The organism is Candidatus Paceibacterota bacterium (genome assembly GCA_028716825.1).
Taxonomy (GTDB): Bacteria; Patescibacteriota; Minisyncoccia; order Minisyncoccales.
Genome location: JAQUPA010000006.1, coordinates 1 through 19039, shown reverse-complemented (window position 1 = coordinate 19039; position 19039 = coordinate 1). Strand labels below are relative to the sequence as shown.

Sequence of the window (19039 nt, the reverse complement as noted above, 5' to 3'; positions counted from 1 at the left end):
AAATGGCAAAAACAAAATATATTTTTATTTGTGGAGGTGTGATGTCTGGAGTTGGTAAAGGTACAGCAACAGCTTCAATTGGAAAAATTTTACAAGCGAAAGGATTTGAGGTTACAGCAATTAAAATAGATCCTTATATTAATGTAGACGCAGGAACAATGAATCCAATTGAACATGGAGAGGTTTTTGTAACAGAGGATGGAGAGGAATGCGATCAAGATATTGGAAACTATGAAAGATTTTTAGACAGAAATATCTATGAGGATAATTATATGACAACAGGAAAGGTTTATGAGAGTGTAATTTACAAAGAAAGGAACTTAGAATATAACGGAAGGTGCGTTCAGGTTGTACTTGATATCCCAAATGAAGTAATAAAGAGGATTAAAAAAGCAGGCCAGAAAACAAATGCAGATTTTGTTTTAATAGAGATTGGGGGAACTGTAGGCGAGTATGAAAACTTACTTTTTCTCGAAGCTGCGAGAATTTTACATCTAAACCAGCCAAAGGATGTTCTTTTTGTGTTAGTAAGCTATTTACCAGTGCCAAGGATGCTTGGGGAGATGAAAACAAAACCAACTCAGCATGCTACAAGAGCTCTTTATTCTGCGGGTATACAACCAGACATAATCATTGGTCGTTCCGCTCAAGCAATGGACGATAGGAGAAAAGAAAAACTTTCTATATTTTGTAATGTTCGGAAGGAAGACATTATATCAGCCCCTGACATAGATTCGATATATGAGGTGCCACTTAATTTTGAAAAAGATAATCTTTCTTCAAGAATTCTTACTAAATTTGGCTTAAGACCAAAGAAGAAAGATCTTAAGGAATGGAAACAATTAATAAACACAATTAAAAATCCTAAAAAGAAAGTTAAAATTGGTATTGCCGGAAAATATTTCAGATCCGGAGTTTTTACCCTTCTTGATTCTTATATTTCAGTTATTGAGGCAATAAAACACGCAAGCTATTATTTTAAGACAGAACCAGAAATTATCTGGATAGATACAGAAGATTTTGAAAAAAATCCCAAAAAATTAAAAGAGCTTAAAAAACTTGATGGTATTATAGTTCCTGGTGGTTTTGGAAGCAGGGGGGTAGAGGGCAAAATTAAAGCTATTAAATATTGCAGGGAAAATAAAATTCCATTTCTTGGTCTTTGTCTTGGATTACAGCTTGCAGTGGTTGAATTTTCAAGAAACGTTTGCGGCTTAAAAGATGCAAACTCTACAGAGATTAAAAAGACAGCTAAATATCCTGTTATAGATATTATGGAAGAACAGAAAAAGCATATAAAAGAAAAACATTATGGAGGTACAATGCGTCTTGGCGGTTGGGATTGTAAAATAAAGCCACAAACAAGAGCAAAAAAAGCTTACAAAAAGAGTTTAATTTCAGAAAGACATAGGCACAGATACGAAGTAAATGATGCATTCAGGGATACTTTAGAGAAAAAAGGTCTTGTTATCTCTGGTATAAACCCTCAATCAGGACTTGTTGAGATAGTTGAAATTCCAAAACATCCTTTCTTTATGGCAAGCCAGTTTCATCCAGAGTTTACCTCGCGGCCTCTAAAACCAAATCCTTTATTTAGAGAATTCCTAAAAGCATCTTTGAAGATAAAATAAAACCCATAAAAAAACATAACCGCCGTTCAAGAAGAACGGCGGTCTTTTTATTGTGTGACGAATGTGCTGATGAGATTATAAGGCCAAGAATAGGACGTAGGCGGTGATTAGGATCAGGACAATAATAACGACTATAGACTCCCTTGGTCGTTTTGCAACCACCTTAGTTAAGGCGGCTCCTGATACTAGTGCGAGAGAAAGACCTGGCAAGACGAAGATCGTAGGCCATTTACCGGTCATTGTCCAAAGCACAGCACTGAATGCGAACGCCAGAACTACCATAGCGATCTGGCATCCCGCTTTTCCATCAATTCTTTTTACCAGGTTCATCATCTTTACCCCTTTCGGCTCTCGCTAGAATCAGAATATACGATTTTCCTGATTTCTCTCGCTTTTGCCTCGAATTTTACCCTTTTTCCTTCTTCGATAAGAATGCCTTCCTCGTCCGCTTTCTCAAGGAGACTTCTTATCGCCTGGAGCCTCAATTTTGTACCCTCTTTTGGGTCTACCTGAGTAGCTTCCAGTGTTATTACGAGCGGCACTACTGCCACCAGAATGAACAGTATTACCAGGATTAATCCGAAGACAAAATCCCTTCTTTTCATTTTTACCCTTCCTTTCCTTATTATTTAAAATGTACATTTACGCTTTAAATTATACCAGAATGTGATATTTTGTCAATTAAGATGCAAACAAAAAAAGCGCTTTTGAAAGCACCTTTTATTGTTATTATTTATAATATATTCCTAAACAACGTTTACTATTTTTGCAATCTTTTTTCTATTATCAAAACAGGTTTTTTTTATGGTCTTAAAATTAACCTTGCCTTCTTTTACAGCATACAAAGTATCGTCTTTTCCTTTTCTGACATTTTTTCCTGGAAGATATTTTGTACCACGTTGACGAACTATAATATTGCCGGCTTTTGCTGTTTGTCCGGAATACAATTTAATACCCAATCTTTTAGATATTGAGTCTCTTCCTAACTTGGTAGTTCCTGTAGCTTTTGTTTTTGACATAATTTTTTGATAAAATTAAAAAATTAATGCGTTAGCTCCCTAATTTCAACAAAAAACATGATATCACAACTTAAAGATTTTTTCAAGAAAAACGAAGCCGATATTGTTTTAGTTATTGGTGTTATTTTAATTGCTTTACTTTCTTTTGGCGGAGGATGGTTAATGGCAAGTAATCAGTTTTTAAAATATTCAAACTTAGCTAGTGCTGAAAATAAAGACAAAATTAGCATAGAGGAAATTGAATTTAAAAAAGAAGATCCAGAGCCTGTAGAAACAATAAGTCAGAAAGCAGAAGTTAAAGAAGTAGCAACAGAAACAGAAGAAAAAAATTCTTCACCTTCAAAAGAAACATCAGAAGAAAATTCAAGTGATCCCGTACTAAAATCTTCCGGAAATTGCCAGTATGTTGGTAGTAAAAACAGCGATGTTTTTCATTTACCAGATTGTCCTGGCGCAAAAAGAATAAACGAGGAAAATAAAAGATGTTTTAGTTCAAAGAGCGAAGCCGAAAAAGCCGGGTACCGTCCGGCAAAAAACTGCCCCGGAATATAAAAAAAATGGCAAAAATTCAACTCACAAAAGAAGAGGTTCAAAGAATTGCAGAAATAAAAGGCAATGTTCATGGTTCAATTCTTAAGGCATATTATCAATTTATCGTCGATAATATTGGCCAGGAAGGAGCAATAAAAGTTGAAAAAAGACTAAAAGATCTTGGTCTTAAAATAACTTTCAAAGATGCTTTTACTTTCAAGTGGTACCCTAAAGCATATTCTTCTTTGATTTGTCTCGCGTTTTTAGAGGTTGCCGGTTGGGACGAGAAAGATGCCTTCAAGGTAGGATATGCTGCACCTGCTTATTCTGTTTTGACAAAATTATTAATGAAGTACCTTTCTATCGAAAGAATACTAAAGGAATCAAATCGTCACTGGCGTCAGCATTTTGATTTTGGAGAAATGAAATGCGCAAATTATAATGGAGAAAAAAAATATGCCATTTTACGGCTTTACGGATTTAAAAAATTTCACCCAACTGTATATTTTTATATCTGGGGTTATTTAACAAGATTGATTGAAATGGCGACAAAAGGTAAAAAGGTAAAGGTTGAACAAATAAAATCACTTTACAATAACGATCCTTACGATGAGTTTAAAATAACCTGGGAGTAAAAATATGCCGATTAAACTTACCAAGGCAGGAGTACAAAGAATACTAAAAATAAAAGGCAATGTCAGTGGAGCGATTTTTGGAGCCTATCGTGGTTATTTGGTTGATAAAAGAGGGGAGGATACTGTAAAGGAAATAGAATGGAGACTTGAAGGCCTGGGCTGTCCTATAAAACTAAAGAGCTTTTCTTCTTTTAAAATGTATCCCGAGGCTTGGGCTTGTTTAATTTGTCTTGCTGTTTTAGAAAATTTTAGATGGGAAGAAGAGAAAGCTTTTGATATAGGATATCAAGCGCCAATGTATTCTATTGTGACAAAACTTTTTATGAAATATGTTTCTATAGAAAAAATGCTTCTTGAGGGGCCGAAACACTGGCGTCGTCACTTTGATTTTGGAGAGATTAAGTGCACTAAATACAATATAAAAGAACACTATGCAATTTTGCGTCTTGAAGGATTTAAAAAATTTCACCAGGCTGTTTATACTTATACTAGAGGATATTTAGCAAAGCTTATTGAAATGGTAACAAATAGTAAGAATATAAAAGTTGAACAGACAAAATCACTTTATAACAACGATTCTTACGATGAGTTTAAAATAACCTGGCAGTAAAGATTATTTTTTTTAAAAGCAAACCTTGACAATGGTTGTTTTTTTTGGATAATGTAGCCAGCACACAAAACAAAGGAGGTAAAAATGTTTTATGCAAAAGAGACCCCGCTTGAAAGAATCATCTCCGATTCTGCAAAAGCAATAGAGGATTTTAATTCTTCTAAGAGACCAGTCCAGAAAAAGGACGGAAGCAGTGAGGTCAGACTCATTGTCTTTGTCAGTAACAACTGTCAAAGATCTGGTTTTGCTAGAGAGGTGGCAAACCAATTCCCGAATCACGAGATCTACAACATAGACGAGGATGACGGAAGAGAGATGGCTTATAAGTGGGGCGTATTGACGATCCCCACTCTCATGCTGGTGGATGCCAAGGGTCGCACTATGATACGTAAGTGGCCAGGCCAGGTTCCAAGGCCAAACGATATAGTGAACTTTTTGCCCTAAAAGTGGCAAGATTTCATCTCTGAGGCCCTATTTATATAGCTCAACGCTTCGACGTTAATTCGTCGGGGCGTTTTTCATAAGAAAACTTGAAAAAAGTTAATTTTTATTGTATAAAAAAGTCGTGTTTTAATGACAGAAATGGTTAAAAGCTTGTTTTAGGAGGTGTACTTTAAAATGATGGTATTCTTGTTTGCGCCAAAAGGAAAGTTAGCTGCAAAGGTTAGGCAACACTTCGATGTCCGATGCGGGGAACCATTGCCACTTCTTCCCTTAGGACCCTATTTTCTGTATAGGGTGGATGGAGACGATTTATTGGGAGAGATAAAGCCGACAAAAGTAATGAATGGTTCGACGCCAAGGCTCATGGAATACAGAAGAGGAAGAGAAATCTACCACGAAGAAGTCCGTGGTCAGGCTCGTCTTGATTTAGATTTTTTTCCTCTAAGCCCGCCGATAAGAATCAATTCGTCGATATCTTCGGCAGCCGTTTTTTTCTTTGCCCTTTATGGAAAAAGGGGCATTGTAGGAAGATCTCTCTGGATTCCTTGTGAAATGGAAAGTGCAATATACACGATCTCTGATTTCATTGCAACAGAAAAGATACAGAGAGAAAGGATTGCCATAAGGAACTAGTTTGTAACTAGAGATAAAGTATTCTACTTAAGAGGAGGTGCTACTGTTTTGGATGAAATGGTGGAGACGGCGATAAAGAAGTTGAGATTCAAAGACATAATCGCAGCACAAGAAAGACTTCCTTCTGATGGTTTTTCCGACGTAAAAGAGGTGATTGGTGCTCTTTTATTGCCAGAGATAGTGCTTTTTGCCTATTCTCTGGCGATACAGCACTTTTACTTCAAGGCTAATGAATGTCAACATACATCAGAGGAGGTTATCAGTCACTTCTGGGAGGTGATAAAGGACCGATTTGGGCTTGGAGAACCCGAAGAAGGCTTTGGCTACGCTGTTCGTAAGAACTATTCGGGATTTTCGCTTACAATAGTGTATGTCCCAAAGAGTCTACTTGGGAGAATCGATATCTATACATGCGGTTCTAGATCCTAGCCATAGTTCAGGCAAAGAAATAATTATATATAGGGCGGGGAGTTTACGAATTCCTCGCCTGTTCTATTTAAATTCTAAAATTATCAACATCGCAAGTCCATAATTTATTGACTTAGTTTTTTTAATGATATATAAAAACACATATATTAGGATTGGGTTTTTTAGGAGGTGTATTATGGCAAAGGCAGAATTTGGGGAGGTGCATACAATACCAGGATCGTCATTGGAAAAGTTCATGACAGGAATGCCAAGAGATGAGTTTCGTATCGGAGACAGAGTATATTCTCTTTATGGGAATATACTAAATCCTGCGAACAGGGGAAGGGTAGTTAGGATTTTGCATTTCGAACAGGGGATTTATTATGAGGTTCTTTTTCAAAAGAAAGAGACTCCTGAGTTCTGTTCAGAAAGGAGTATTGGTTATCTTACTTTATCCATGATGATCTGGCGTTCCCTGAAGAGAACTTGGCGCAAGTTATTTACTTAAGCGCCTGTCCGTCTAACCGTTCATTTCATAAAACAAAAACTGAGAGAGGTGGTAAAAATGCTTACAGAGATTCCAACTGTCCAGGAGCCTATTATTCTTTGGAATTCAGGCTCAAGAGTAGTCGAGCTTTTCCATGAGGGTAAGGTCTTTGGTACAGCAGAAGAATTCGTGCCCTTAAAAGAGGGGCGTGCAGGAGCAAGCTTTTCTCTTATAACATTGCGCGGACCGGATGTTATCCACCATCACAATGTTGGAGAAGAGATTTATGTCCTGTGGAGAGGAGAGGGCAAGATATTCCTTAACGACGAAATCTTACCCTTTACTCGGGGTACCGGGATAAGAATTCCACCAGGAGCTTTGCATGCTGCAAAGCCTGATGGTTCACATGAGCTGGAATTCTGGTGTATTTCGATTCCTCCCTTTAACCCTGATGATGTAATCTATAACCGCAGGGGTCAAAGATGGTAAATTAAAGGAGGGTTATGATGGAAGTTGTTTACAGATTGAAAGACGAAGGCGTGGGGCAGGATGGCATCGAGGATATAGCCGAACTAAAGGTCTTTGATGAAATGAGAGAATTGCTCCTGGAGATTCGGGAAGTCCCGAACTTCAAGAGTGGAGACACCAAACCTCGCTATGAGATCGTAGCCAATGTGACTGACTTTGCTCTCAAGCAAAGCGTCCTAATAAGCAGGGTATGCGAGGAAGGGATCTAATAAAGGTACGCGTTCTTGAAAGGAGGTGATGTATGGCGGTCGCGCAAAACGACCGCTTATTTATTATGCATAGAATGGCCTTAATTTCTTTTTTTATCAAAAAATCTTGAAAATAATATTTTATTGTGAAAAGATAAAGAAATGATTATTTTAAATTATTCAAATATTATCGATCCCCTATTAAAAGACGTTAGAAGATTCATTGTGCGTTTTAGTGAGGCAAAGGATAGAGATAAAATTTTAGATGTTTGTTGTGGTACGGGAGACCAGGGTTTTTATTTTTTAAAATTAAAGCCAAAAATAAATTTTACCGGAGTTGACATTAATCCTGGAATGATAAAAATTGCACAAAAAAGAAAAGATAAGTTTGGTTTTAAAAATATTTCTTTTTTAAATATTGACGCTGTAAAACTACCTTTTGCCAATGATTCTTTTGATTTTGCTTTAATTTCACTTGGACTGCATGAAACAGAAAAAAAATTAAGAAAGCTAATAATATTTGAGATGAAAAGAGTTGTAAAAAAGAACGGTTTTTTAATTTTTGTTGATTTTTCTTCTCCTTTACCAAAAAACATTATCTCGCTTTTTATAAAAACTATAGAATACTCTGTTGATAAAGAGCGCTTTAAAGAATATCTGAAAAGCGGTGGCTTGCCAGAAATACTAAAAGATAATAAATTAAATCCAAAAAAAACTTCTTTTTTAATGTCAGGGCTTATAAACGTCACAAAAGTAAGAAACACTAAATAAAAATATTTTGAAAGAAAATTTTTCAGAATACGTATTATTTAGATTACGGTATAATATAATTAAAATTATATTTTAGTGAAAAATCTTTATGATTATAAAAGAAGAATGCGATGGCAAGACCGATGAAGAATTGGCGTATTTAACATTAAAAGATGAAGATTATTATTTATGTTTAATGCAAAGATACGAAGAGAAACTCTTGCGTTATATTCATAGAATTTCAGGACTTTTTGAAAAAGATGCCCAGGACATATTGCAAGAAACATTTATTAAGGTATACAAGAACTTAAATGACTTTGATAAAAAACTTAAATTTTCTTCCTGGATTTATCGGATTGCGCACAATGAAGTTATCAGCAATTGGCGTAAGCGAAAAGCAAGACCTAAAATGATTTTTATTGAAGATAATGATTTTTTGGAAAGCCTGTCTTCAGAATTTACCACGGACATTCATCTTGAAAAAAAATATAAAAAAGAAACTGTAAAAAAAGTTTTAAAAAATCTTGACCAAAAATATAAAGAAATTCTAGAACTAAAATATCTTGAGCAGAAAGATTATAAGGAAATATCAGATATTTTAAAAATTCCGATGGGTTCTGTAGCTACGCTTTTGAACAGAGCAAGGGAACGCTTTAAAAAAGAAGTAAAAGAAAAAAATATAACTTTTTAATAGTATGGAAAAAATTAGCAAAAAAACCTTAGAGAGAATAAAAAAAGAAAAAATAACACCTGTTCCAAGGTGGAGATTTCTCTTAAAAAATTATGTAACATGGTTGTTTTTCGGACTTTCGATAATAATCGGAAGTATTTCTTTTGCCGTTTTGCTTTTTATGATTTTAAGCAATGATTGGGATATTTATAAATATTTCCAAAAGAGTTTTTTTGAATACTTGATAGGTAGCCTTCCGTATTTATGGATTATTTTTTTGGCAGTTTTTTTATTTCTTGCAGACTATAATCTAAAAAATACAAAGGGGGGTTATCGCCACAAAACTTATTTAGTTTTAATTTTAAGCATAATAATAAGCATTATTTTAGGATCTTTTCTTTATTCTTTTGGATTTGGAGAAAGGATAAACGATGTTTTCGCAGATAATTTTCCTTATTACAGAAAAACTTTTTATCAAAGACAAGAAATTTGGACCAATCCCGAAAAAGGATTACTTGGGGGTGTTATAGTGAAAGTAAAAAACGAAAGTGAATTTTCATTAAAAGATTTTAAGAATAAAATTTGGCAAATTAAGGCAAGGGATACTAACTTTAAGGGAAATGTTACTATTCAAGAAGGAGGTAAAGTAAAAATAATAGGCAAAACAAAAGATTTGAATATTTTTATTGCAGAAGAGATAAGACCATGGATTTCGGGTAAAGGAGGTCAAAGAAACGGGCGCTTTAGAAACAAATTGCAACAAAATATAAAAAACTTTAAAGGAGGAATTAGAAATCCCTAAAATGAAAGAAAATTTTTCTTCTTGCGTATAAATAAGTGTAAGGGAAAAACTTACATTTCAAAAAGGTCGCAAAAAAAACGTAAGAAGAAAAAAATATGGAAAACAAAAAATATTTAGTAGTCTTTACGATAATTGGTCTTCTGATAGGAATTATATCTGCAGTTGCAATACCTACTTTTGCTGCTACAAAAACGGGGACAGTAACGACAAGAACTGGAGAAAAAAATTCTCTTAAAATTAATGCAGAAATTACGAAGGTTAATAATCGTCAAATAACCTTTAAGGACATTGATACAAACAAAGAATACACAGCAGGAATTGGACCCGTATGGTACAGTGAGTCTCCAAAAGTTGGAGATAAGCTTCAAATAGAAGGTATCGAAGTTGATGGAGAAAGAGCGAAAGAAAAAGGTAATACTTTCCTTATAACAAAACTTGGAGATAAAGTATTGCGAGAAGATTTTCCAGGAAAGCCAGCTTGGGCAGGAAAAGGAGGAAATGGCCAAGGACAGGGTGAGGGCAAAGGACAAGGTAAAGGACAGGGAATGAATCAAAGTGAGGGCCCAAACTTTATTGATGCTGATAAAAATGGAATTTGTGATAACGCAGAAAAAAAATAGACAAAAAAGAGATTGATTGTTCAAAAAGAAGGGCATTTTGCCCTTCTTTTCATTTATAAAATTTTTGTATTTATTATTTATTTTATATTAATTGTATTGATATTTTTTAAAAGATAATGGAACGAAATACAGTTAACCCCTATTAACCGAACAAGAAAAACTTAGTAAAACTTAGTATTTTTTCAAAAAATGTTAAGAAATGTTAAGATTTTTGGCGGAATTTCTTTATAAGAAAATAAAAATTTAATAATGTCAATATGTTATATAATAATCAAACAATCTTTCTTGATTTATTTATAAAACGGAGCAATAATAAAGAATAAGGTCTCTATGGTGATTAATTATCATAATAAATAATTTTAATAGCCAAACCTATATTGCCATATTTATGAATATTATCGAATATATCATATTGGGGTTTAGTGTTCTGCTTACTTTAGGTTGGTGTTTAAATGTCAGGGGAAAAGCCAAGAATGAACAAGCAACGGAAAAATCAATGGAACTTTTAGGATTTCTTATGACTGTTTCTATAGTTTTAGTATTATTACTCCGTCTTTCTCCATTTCATCTACTTTGGATGCTGCCTGCTTCATTTATATTGGGATTATTAAGTGCTATAACTCCACTAAGATTTTTGTGGATTTTTTCCTCAATCTATTTTTCTTTTTGGTATATCGGTGTAAGCAATGAAGGACGCAAATTCTATATTGCCGGTGACTATAACAAGGCAATTGAATCTTTCAAAAAAGAAATTGATAAAAAGCCTTCTTCAGCAGAAGCTTATTTCAATCTTGGTCTAGCATACGGAAAAATTAGTCAACACGATAAAGAAATTACGGCTTATCAAGAAGCAATAAGATTGAAGCCTAACAAACCAGAACCATACCTTAACTTAGGATTAGCTCTAAATGACAAGGGTGATAAGGATAAGGCTATAGAAGCATTAAAGCAAGCAATAGAGTTAAGACCAGACTACCTGAAAGCACATTACACCATTTGTCAGATATATTCTCGTATTGGTGATCGTGAAAATGCAAGAAAAGAATTTGAAATAGTTAAAAAAGCAGACGGTAGAGCTGCTGCAGATCTGGCATCCTTCATTAAAGAGGCCTAAATATAGTGAGCGATAAAATTATTTATTGTAGCACCCAATACTTAACTATCCGGCTTCGCTTTAAACGCTTTTATTTAAAACCTCTACTTTAAAGAGGTTTTTTGGTAGAATAAGGGAATATGGAAAAAAGAAAACCATATTTCGAAGATAAAAATTTTACTCTTTATAAAGGAGATTGTTTAGAAGTTCTAAGACAGTTTCCAGAAAATTATTTTGATATGGTTTTTGCTGATCCACCCTATTTTCTTTCTAGCGGTAGTTTTACCTGTAAGAATGGAAAAATGGTTAGTGTAAAAAAAGGAGATTGGGATTTAAGTAACGGCACAAAAAAGAATTTTCAATTTCATCTTAACTGGATAAAAGCATGCAGACGTGTGTTAAAACCAGGAGGAACAATTTGGATTAGCGGAACCTATCATTCCATTTATCAATGTGGTTTTGCTTTAGAAATAAATAAATTTCATTTTTTGAATGATGTTGCTTGGTTTAAACCTAACGCTTCACCAAATTTAAGCTGTCGTTTTTTCACCGCGAGCCATGAAACTTTACTGTGGGCGAGAAAAGAAAAAAACGCGAAACACATATTTAATTATAATGAAATGAAAAATGGCGATTGGCCAGAGGATCAACTAAAAAAGAAAGGGTTGCAAATGCGCTCTGTTTGGGCGATTGGTACACCAAAGCCAATTGAGAAAAAGTTTGGGAAGCACCCAACTCAAAAACCAGAGGCGTTATTAAAAAGAATTATATTAGCAAGCACAAACAAAGGAGATTTAATTTTAGATCCGTTTACAGGAAGCTCAACAACTGGAATTATGTCTTATTTATTAGGCAGAAAATTTATTGGCATTGATACGGAAAAAAAATATTTAGATTTATCCATAAAGAGGTTTAAGGAACTAAAGAAAAATATTAATAATAAAAGAAACAAAAAATGAAAACTATAACTCGAGAAGAAGCAGTTGCTGAGTTACAGAAATTCATCGGTGAAGATTTGCGAGTATTATCTGATAAATACAATGTTACTGTTTTTAAAAATGGTAAATTAAACAAAGGATGGGCGGGACATGTTTTAGAACATTGTTTGGGCCTGGGCTTAAATTGTCGTCAAGCGCCAAACGGAGAATCTTGGGAGTTAAAATTAGTGCCATTGAAGAAAAAAGATGGAAAGTATGTTCCAAAGGAAACAATGGCGATTACCATGATTAATGCTCAAAATGTAGCTGAAACGGAGTTCGAAAATTCTCATCTTTTAAAAAAATTAGAAAGCTTAATTATTTGTGGTAGAGAATTTGAAAGTAAAGAAGAAAAACGTTCAATTTTGATTAGTGTTGGAACGTTTGATTTGGTGGATAAAAAAATAAAAAAACAAGTAGAAGAAGATTATGAGTTAGTAAAAGAAACAATAAAGAAGAAAGGTTTTGACCATTTAACGGGAAAAATGGGGGAGCTAGTACAGCCTAGGACAAAAGGACCTGGGCATGGAAGCATTAGTCGCGCATTTTATGCCAGAACGAAATTTGTAAAATTGATTTTAGGTTTAAAATAATTTAATAAAATTTATTCTAAAATAAGTTTTGCAGTCTTAAGCCTTGACAACAATTTTTATATCCTTAAAATACTATATTAGCAGTCAAAGGTCGAGAGTGCTAATTCAAATCTACTATTTGAACTTTGAACGCAGTAATTTCTATTACTGGCGGTAAGGATTCCCAACACTTTTAAAATAAGCGCGCAATCTAAAAGCCAGCAATAGGACGCTGGTTTTTTTAGTAATAAAAAAACACACTTATAGTTGTGCTTTGTCAAAGGCTACCTCCGTCCGCTTTCTGCAAGCAGGTTACAGCAGACTGCAAGTGCAGTTAGCGAGAATCGTCGGCTCGTTTAAATAGAATTACAAACATGAAAAAAATGTTTAATTCTGGCCAGAAAGCCGAAGAATCCGGTCAATTTGAGATTGTCGATTCGAAAGGCAAAAGGACGGGAGAAGAACGAACTGCTACCAAAGGCAAACGTTTAGCCCCGACACCTAAGCCAGGCCAACATTATATATTGGTAGATAAAACAAAATACTAATATATAAGTTATATAAGCGTGGAGGTAGTCTTTGACAGATTATAACATAGATTATTTTTAAAAAACAATAGCAAGAATTTATGGAAGAAATAGATTTTTTAAAGAGAAAAATAAAAGAAGGCAGATGCCCATTTTGCGGAAAAGGGAGATTATATAAAATAGATAAGATTAGCGACGGTGGAGAGTTATTAATTTTTACCTGCGGTCATAAGCTTAAGTGGATAAAAGAAAAAATACATATAAACATCAATAAATTAAGAAGGAAAGTAGAAGACGCCTCTTTTAAAAAATATAAAAGACCAAGAGAGATAAACAATGCAAGATTTTTCGTGGACTGGTTTAATAAAAAAAATAGTCTTGATTTTTGCATTAGCGATGACCGCGAAGAATCTTCTGCCATAGATGTTCTTATCAAATCCGAAAAATTAAAGAAGGAAATAAATATTCAAAATGTTGCTTATAGAAAATATGGTACATTTCATAAACGTGGCTTTTGTGATGTGCCAGGTTTAAAAGTTACTTCTATTTTAGGAAAGGTAATGTCGGATGAAGAAAAGAAAAAAACAATTATTAAGTGCATTGAAGAAAAAGAAAAAAAATATCCCGAGCTTATTATAAAAAATCTACTTTTATTAATTGAAGTAACAATTCCTTCTCTCAGCCCGGAAGAAATAAAAAACCTATTTCCTGATGGTATTAATTCCAATTTCAAAGGAATTTATTTTGTTAAACTGCCGGTTTTAGCGCCTTCTCGTGATGATAAATATGATCAAGAAGGGTATGTTTTTCCATTGAAAGAATTTAAAATCTAAAAGTCGAAAATTTAATTAAGAAGTAGAAATTTATGGAGGAACAAGAAAATAAAAATATTGTTAAAGTTGATTCAATTTTTTTAACAACGACTATAGTAAAATTTCTTAGAAACAATCAGTATTATTCTGCTACAGGTTTTTTCTTTTCTGATAAAGAAAATAATGTTTATTTGGTAACCAATAAACACGTTATTTATGGTAAAGATTATTCCCACAATGATTCAAAGCCGAAAATAGATGAACTAAGACTAATTTTACATTCCGATCAAAATAATTTGTCAAAGAACGAAGAAGTTTCAGTAAATCTTTATAAGGAAGGAGAACAAATATGGAAAGAACATAATAACAAAGAAATCGACGTGATATGTATTCCTATAAATCTAGATAGGCATAAATTTATTTTTGTTACAATTGGGAATGATTTGCTAGATTTTTCAAATCTTAAAATAGGATTTGAAAAGATATTTGTAATGGGTTATCCATACGGTTGGTATGATATTTTGAACAATCTGCCAATAACGAGAGTTGGACATCTTTCTAGTCCATTTGGAGTCGCTTTTCAGGGAAAACCATTTATGCTTGGAGATGTTGAAACTCATAAAGGAATGAGCGGTAGTCCTGTTTTTATGTACCTAAAAGATTATATTACTGAAGGTGCCGATGGGAGAAACTCAATCCATGTTGGGACTTTAAAAATGCTTCTGGTGGGAGTGTTTTCTGGTCAGCCAATATGGAGAACCAAAGAGAACAAAGAGATTCCTCATTCACTAAGTATTATTTGGTTTTCGGAGATAATAAAAGAAATAGTTAATTGTTAGGAGTAAAAATTTATGGATAAAAATAACACTGCACCCATTATTATTGAAACACAAGTAGTTTTAAAAGATCTAATTTCTTATGGACAAGGCCAAGTGGCAAAACTAGAAGCAGAAAACTCAGTTAAAGTTAAATTTCCCGAAATTTATGCCGGCAAAAAATATATATTAGTAAATGGAATTATGCAGCCTTTTGAAGAAGTTGCTGTTAAAGAGATAATCAAGCCCAAAAATTTTATATCGATTTTTTTATCTTCGTTTTGGAATTTTTATAATATGATATCTGATAGATTAGAAGACCCATTAATCCAGTTTGGTATGAGAACTTTATTAGAGATTTGTTACTCTAAAATAATATTTTTTGGTCTTTTACCCGAAGAAAAACAACAAGAGAAAGCAATTCAATACTGGATGTGCTATAGCGGAATATTAGCAACAGACAAGAAGAATAAAATTTTTTTAGACTTATATAAAAAATTAATTAATCATGTAAAACCATCAGAAAAAAAATTTTACGAAAATCAACAGAAAAATAATTTCGAAAAAAAAGAAGCATTTTTTAAGAAAATAGAAAGAACTTTCCCTGGCGTAACTAGTGAATATTTATTTAAGCAAATTGAGCCTCATTTGAAAACAATCATTGGAACTAATTTAAGCGCGGATACTCTTCAAAATATGCATACTTGGTTGTCGCAATATTTACATGGGAACATTTTTTTATTAAACAATGTCGTTAAAGCAGAAAAAGATAAAAATCATTTATATAAAGTCTCTGTCATTTTATTTTTAACAGGATATCGTTTAAGTAATTTCTGTAATGAAAAATTTTTTTCTAAAGACAAAGAAGAACAAGAAAAATTAGAAAAAGTTAATGAAAAGATAAAAGTAACCGTACCAAAAATCAAAAATTACACCTCAAAAGAAAAGATTTCTTTTCTACCTTTCTTGATAATCTGAAGAGTTTAAAAGTAAAAAACAATCAAAACCAGCTTTAGTTCGGTTTACATCGGTTATCCGAAATAAAAAATGAAAACAAAACTTATAGCGCCATGTGGGATGAATTGCAATATCTGCATGGCATATTTGAGAGAAAAAAACAAGTGTCCTGGATGTCGTTCATTTAATAAACAAGAACCGGTTAGCATTGCTAGGTGCAAAATTAAAAACTGCAAAAACTTAAAAAAAACAAAGTCGGGTTTTTGTTTTGAATGTAAAGATTTTCCCTGTGAGAGAATAAAGCACTTAGATAAAAGATACAGAACAAAATACAATATGAGCGAGATTGAAAATCTTGAGTATATTAAAAGATTTGGAATAAGAAAATTTGTGAAGAAAGAGGAAACACGGTGGCGCTGTAAAAATTGCGGCGGTACAATTTGCGTGCATAGGGGATGCTGCCCTGTTTGCGAAAAGTAAAAAGTGAAGGAAAAAAACCTCCAAAATTATTTTTAGGTTTGAATTTGTAAATCGTTTAGAAACCGAAACAAAGAGTTCTTTTTTCCAAGAACATTTTTATTTTTTAACACTTAACACCCTTATATTGTCTCCGGATAACTAAAAACTGTTATCATCCAATACTCAGCAGGAATATCTGCCGTTGGTGATGAGCTCGTATTGCAAACTCGTAGTTCTACAGAATCATCTGCGTAAACCCACGCTGTCCAAATTGTGCTCGATTGACTTCCCATTCCGCCGAAAACTGCTTCTGGATTGGCAACAACTCTCTGCCCTTGTACTGCGCCCGAAACAAAAATTGAACGATCTGTACAAGAATTTGCGCCGATTGCTGGATAATCTAAGCTTATTGCACGGTTTGAAACAAATTCTGGAATGTTATATTGCAAGGTGGGGTCCAAATCAACTCGCGCCACGACTCCATTTGCGATCCTTGAACCCGTAACAGCGCCAGCTGCAATCTTGTATTTTGTGATTGCTCCGTCTGCAACATCAGAATTTTTAACATTCCCTGTTTTAATTTTTCTTGAAGTTATTGCGTTGTCTGCAATTTGGGAAGTCGTTATTGCCGCTCCAACAATAAGCGGTATTGAAATTGCGCCGACAAGGAAGCCTAAAATGAATTTTTTGTCCATATGTTTTTTGATTCAACTACTTGATCGGCCTTTGTTTTAATTTTTAATGTTAATTAATTATAAACTTTTAATAGGAATATCTCAACAGAAAATAAAAATAGATAATTGACCTAAAAAACAGCCCTAAAGTCGGCTATTTTTGGTTGACTTAGTTTTTAAAAATGGTATTATATTGACGCTCTTTTACAAACAAAAAGGAGGGTAAAAATGGAAGATCTAAAAATACTTCGCTGTTGCGCGTCGTGCATGCGATTCATATCAAAGAATTGCGCTCCCGATACGAAAAATCCACTTGACCCTGAATACGCAAAAGACTGTGAGGCTTACAAGCAAATACCACCGTCAATGTTATTCAAGATAAAGGACGATATACCTCATGTTTACAATTACCTGACAAAAGACGGCTTGATTCTGGGAGAATAACTGTACTAAACTGGAGGGGCAAAATGAGGGTTTTTGAAAAGAAATCGGGCGATGAAGAGGCGGTGTTAAAAAACATGGCAACAATTCTTCGTCAGCTTCAGCATGATCATCCGGAAAGGATTGAGAAAATTGTTCGCATATTAGTTCCTGGGAAGAAAAGAGTAAGGATAGTTTTGGAAATGCTTACCCAGAATGAGGACGACGAACAGACCCTAATACAAGAAAACGGGGAGGTGATCGAGAATGAGGCTTGAGCGATGCTTGGTTTTATTAATCATCGTCATTCTTGTGGCATTGATTGCTGGTTTTCTTTCCCTTTCTCCCGGTCTCGAAAAAGGTTCCCCTCAGTGGGTTGCAAATCAAAGGGGATTGATTCGGGCCCAAATAACAGGCAAGGAGGCAAACGGGGCGCTAGAGGTGTGTGCGAAGAAAAAAGACGGCACAAAGGTTCGTTTTTTAATTTCTCCCAAAGGGGTTTGTTTCGTTCTGATTTATGAGGACGTTAAGCGACCCTTTGCAAATCTTCTCTACGCGGAGGAAGAAGAACCGGGGTGTCAGGAACTTTCAGATCAAGACTTGATAAATCAGTACCTTTACTGCGCCGAAGTACACATTGAAGCGTCGACTCCATAACGGCGACATAAAAACAATTCAAGGCGGGAGCCGCAAAGCCCCGCCTTTTATATTATTGACAAATGCCAGTAAAAATTGTAATAAATAGGTTAGCAGATTAACATCACAAAAAGGAGGTTTTGATATGTATAACGAGTGCTACGGTTGTGCACACTCTCTTGGAGTTGATTTCAGCGAGGACATCTGCAAGGTGTGCATGCGAAATCCGAGCCCTAACCTTGAAAGCGAGCTGTGCGATTTTAAAAACGGCTTTGCCATCCAGCCAACAGAGGATATGTATATTTCCCCTGATCGTTTAAGGCTGGAAATTCAGGGCTTTAGTTATAAGCTCTTTGCCGCAAAAAAGTGGACGCACGAGGTAATTTTAAGCCCGAACTAAGGAGGGATTGTCTATGGCGGAAAAAGAGATCAAAGTCCTTGTCTCCAGATTAGACCTGGAGCAACTGCCAGCAAACTGCACCAAAAGCATAGTCGTGTTTCCAGAGCATAGTCTTCGTCCTCTCTTCGGAGACTGTCCCGAGAAGTACGTTGTAAGGGCCAAGATCGTGGTTGACGAGGCAGACCAGGCGCGGAACAAGGCCGAGCACTAAGTTGTCATGGCGGGAAATCTAAAGGTTTCCCGCCTTTTTTATTTAAAAAATTATAATATATTTTCAGCTTTTCTATTTTACCAAGTGAAATTTCTTATCGCCCATATTTGTTGGGCAATATCATGCGTTGCTTCGGTGCCAGAATTACAAATCCTCAAAATTACATGTCCCATTTCGTTTGACCAAACTGTCCAGCTTGTATCGGTGTCATCTTCGACTCCATTAAGGGTCGGCATTGGCGTTGCAGAAAAGGAATCGCCAGGAAGAGCAGTCGTAAAAACTTGATCTGTTTCCGTACAGGAATTTGCTGGAATTGCGTTGAAATTTAAATTATAAGTATCTGCATCAATATATTCGGGCAGAAGATCATCAACTTCATCGCTCAAATCCACCGTGGCTATTGCTCCATTTGCGATCCTTGAACCCGTAACAGCGCCAGCTGCAATCTTGTATTTTGTGATTGCTCCGTCTGCAACATCAGAATTTTTAACATTCCCTGTTTTAATTTTTCTTGAAGTTATTGCGTTGTC

Annotated in this window: 30 protein-coding genes; 25 read left to right on the top strand and 5 right to left on the bottom strand. The window is 34.6% G+C overall.

The window, feature by feature from the left end; translation table 11 throughout:
• Positions 1-2 precede the first annotated feature (2 nt).
• Positions 3-1631, top strand: a complete 1629-nt coding sequence (locus PHI88_01655; GenBank protein MDD5551847.1) for a CTP synthase — start codon at positions 3-5, stop codon at positions 1629-1631.
• Between the two features lie 75 nt (positions 1632-1706).
• Here the strand turns inward: PHI88_01655 and PHI88_01650 are convergent, their stop codons facing one another.
• The 3 genes from PHI88_01650 to rpmA form a co-directional block, all read right to left on the bottom strand.
• A complete protein-coding gene (locus PHI88_01650; protein ID MDD5551846.1) occupies positions 1707-1961 on the bottom strand; it encodes a hypothetical protein in 255 nt (84 codons plus the stop codon).
• A 5-nt stretch (positions 1962-1966) separates the two neighbouring features.
• Positions 1967-2236 carry a hypothetical protein gene (locus PHI88_01645; GenBank protein MDD5551845.1) on the bottom strand — a complete coding sequence of 90 codons (270 nt, stop codon included), beginning with the start codon at positions 2234-2236 and terminating at the stop codon, positions 1967-1969.
• Between the two features lie 141 nt (positions 2237-2377).
• Positions 2378-2650: a 50S ribosomal protein L27 gene (gene rpmA / locus PHI88_01640; GenBank protein MDD5551844.1), complete on the bottom strand. Its 273-nt coding sequence runs from the start codon at positions 2648-2650 to the stop codon at positions 2378-2380.
• 57 nt (positions 2651-2707) lie between these two features.
• Here rpmA and PHI88_01635 point away from each other — a divergent pair, with 57 nt between their 5' ends.
• The 21 genes from PHI88_01635 (at position 2708) to PHI88_01535 (ending at position 16189) form a co-directional block, all read left to right on the top strand.
• Positions 2708-3202 (top strand): Ada metal-binding domain-containing protein, encoded by a 495-nt coding sequence (locus tag PHI88_01635; GenBank protein MDD5551843.1) that lies wholly within the window; start codon positions 2708-2710, stop codon positions 3200-3202.
• Positions 3203-3207: 5 nt separating this feature from the next.
• On the top strand, positions 3208-3816 hold the full coding sequence (locus PHI88_01630) for a hypothetical protein (GenBank protein ID MDD5551842.1): 609 nt from the start codon (positions 3208-3210) through the stop codon (positions 3814-3816).
• Between the two features lie 4 nt (positions 3817-3820).
• Complete coding sequence (locus PHI88_01625) at positions 3821-4426, top strand: hypothetical protein (GenBank protein MDD5551841.1); 606 nt, start codon at positions 3821-3823, stop codon at positions 4424-4426.
• An 84-nt stretch (positions 4427-4510) separates the two neighbouring features.
• Positions 4511-4870 (top strand): thioredoxin family protein, encoded by a 360-nt coding sequence (locus tag PHI88_01620; protein MDD5551840.1) that lies wholly within the window; start codon positions 4511-4513, stop codon positions 4868-4870.
• Positions 4871-5044: 174 nt separating this feature from the next.
• Complete coding sequence (locus PHI88_01615; GenBank protein ID MDD5551839.1) at positions 5045-5503, top strand: hypothetical protein; 459 nt, start codon at positions 5045-5047, stop codon at positions 5501-5503.
• A gap of 57 nt (positions 5504-5560) precedes the next feature.
• Entirely contained in the window at positions 5561-5932 is a 372-nt protein-coding gene (locus PHI88_01610) for a hypothetical protein (protein MDD5551838.1), read from the top strand.
• A 175-nt stretch (positions 5933-6107) separates the two neighbouring features.
• Positions 6108-6419, top strand: coding sequence for a hypothetical protein (locus tag PHI88_01605; protein MDD5551837.1), 312 nt, complete (start codon positions 6108-6110; stop codon positions 6417-6419).
• Positions 6420-6476: 57 nt separating this feature from the next.
• Positions 6477-6887 carry an AraC family ligand binding domain-containing protein gene (locus tag PHI88_01600; GenBank protein ID MDD5551836.1) on the top strand — a complete coding sequence of 137 codons (411 nt, stop codon included), beginning with the start codon at positions 6477-6479 and terminating at the stop codon, positions 6885-6887.
• Positions 6888-6901: 14 nt separating this feature from the next.
• Complete coding sequence (locus PHI88_01595) at positions 6902-7135, top strand: hypothetical protein (GenBank protein ID MDD5551835.1); 234 nt, start codon at positions 6902-6904, stop codon at positions 7133-7135.
• A gap of 141 nt (positions 7136-7276) precedes the next feature.
• A complete protein-coding gene (locus PHI88_01590; protein MDD5551834.1) occupies positions 7277-7885 on the top strand; it encodes a class I SAM-dependent methyltransferase in 609 nt (202 codons plus the stop codon).
• Between the two features lie 88 nt (positions 7886-7973).
• A complete protein-coding gene (locus tag PHI88_01585) occupies positions 7974-8555 on the top strand; it encodes an RNA polymerase sigma factor (GenBank protein MDD5551833.1) in 582 nt (193 codons plus the stop codon).
• Between the two features lie 4 nt (positions 8556-8559).
• Positions 8560-9336 carry a hypothetical protein gene (locus tag PHI88_01580; protein ID MDD5551832.1) on the top strand — a complete coding sequence of 259 codons (777 nt, stop codon included), beginning with the start codon at positions 8560-8562 and terminating at the stop codon, positions 9334-9336.
• A gap of 95 nt (positions 9337-9431) precedes the next feature.
• The gene (locus PHI88_01575; protein MDD5551831.1) at positions 9432-9956 is read left to right on the top strand and encodes a hypothetical protein; all 525 of its coding nucleotides are present in this window, start codon (positions 9432-9434) and stop codon (positions 9954-9956) included.
• Between the two features lie 388 nt (positions 9957-10344).
• The gene (locus tag PHI88_01570; GenBank protein ID MDD5551830.1) at positions 10345-11070 is read left to right on the top strand and encodes a tetratricopeptide repeat protein; all 726 of its coding nucleotides are present in this window, start codon (positions 10345-10347) and stop codon (positions 11068-11070) included.
• Between the two features lie 119 nt (positions 11071-11189).
• Entirely contained in the window at positions 11190-12008 is an 819-nt protein-coding gene (locus tag PHI88_01565) for a DNA methyltransferase (GenBank protein MDD5551829.1), read from the top strand.
• Positions 12005-12619 carry a MutH/Sau3AI family endonuclease gene (locus PHI88_01560; GenBank protein ID MDD5551828.1) on the top strand — a complete coding sequence of 205 codons (615 nt, stop codon included), beginning with the start codon at positions 12005-12007 and terminating at the stop codon, positions 12617-12619. The genes PHI88_01565 and PHI88_01560 overlap by 4 nt, the downstream gene beginning before the upstream one ends.
• 353 nt (positions 12620-12972) lie before the next feature.
• A complete protein-coding gene (locus PHI88_01555) occupies positions 12973-13146 on the top strand; it encodes a hypothetical protein (protein ID MDD5551827.1) in 174 nt (57 codons plus the stop codon).
• Between the two features lie 80 nt (positions 13147-13226).
• On the top strand, positions 13227-13958 hold the full coding sequence (locus tag PHI88_01550) for a hypothetical protein (GenBank protein MDD5551826.1): 732 nt from the start codon (positions 13227-13229) through the stop codon (positions 13956-13958).
• A 32-nt stretch (positions 13959-13990) separates the two neighbouring features.
• Positions 13991-14776: a serine protease gene (locus PHI88_01545; GenBank protein MDD5551825.1), complete on the top strand. Its 786-nt coding sequence runs from the start codon at positions 13991-13993 to the stop codon at positions 14774-14776.
• 12 nt (positions 14777-14788) lie between these two features.
• A complete protein-coding gene (locus PHI88_01540; protein ID MDD5551824.1) occupies positions 14789-15730 on the top strand; it encodes a hypothetical protein in 942 nt (313 codons plus the stop codon).
• A 69-nt stretch (positions 15731-15799) separates the two neighbouring features.
• Complete coding sequence (locus PHI88_01535) at positions 15800-16189, top strand: DUF3795 domain-containing protein (GenBank protein MDD5551823.1); 390 nt, start codon at positions 15800-15802, stop codon at positions 16187-16189.
• 119 nt (positions 16190-16308) lie between these two features.
• Here PHI88_01535 and PHI88_01530 read toward each other — a convergent pair whose 3' ends face one another.
• Entirely contained in the window at positions 16309-16863 is a 555-nt protein-coding gene (locus PHI88_01530; protein ID MDD5551822.1) for a hypothetical protein, read from the bottom strand.
• Positions 16864-17309: 446 nt separating this feature from the next.
• On the opposite strand from PHI88_01530, the gene PHI88_01525 reads away from it, so the two are divergent.
• The 3 genes from PHI88_01525 to PHI88_01515 all read left to right on the top strand — a co-directional run bounded on the left by PHI88_01525 (position 17310) and on the right by PHI88_01515 (position 18509).
• Positions 17310-17540, top strand: a complete 231-nt coding sequence (locus tag PHI88_01525) for a hypothetical protein (protein ID MDD5551821.1) — start codon at positions 17310-17312, stop codon at positions 17538-17540.
• Positions 17530-17919, top strand: a complete 390-nt coding sequence (locus PHI88_01520; protein MDD5551820.1) for a hypothetical protein — start codon at positions 17530-17532, stop codon at positions 17917-17919. Before PHI88_01525 ends, PHI88_01520 begins: the two co-directional genes overlap by 11 nt.
• Positions 17920-18311: 392 nt before the next feature.
• Positions 18312-18509, top strand: a complete 198-nt coding sequence (locus PHI88_01515) for a hypothetical protein (protein ID MDD5551819.1) — start codon at positions 18312-18314, stop codon at positions 18507-18509.
• A 77-nt stretch (positions 18510-18586) separates the two neighbouring features.
• Here PHI88_01515 and PHI88_01510 read toward each other — a convergent pair.
• On the bottom strand, positions 18587-19039 hold a 453-nt coding region (locus PHI88_01510), incomplete at its 5' end, for a hypothetical protein (protein MDD5551818.1).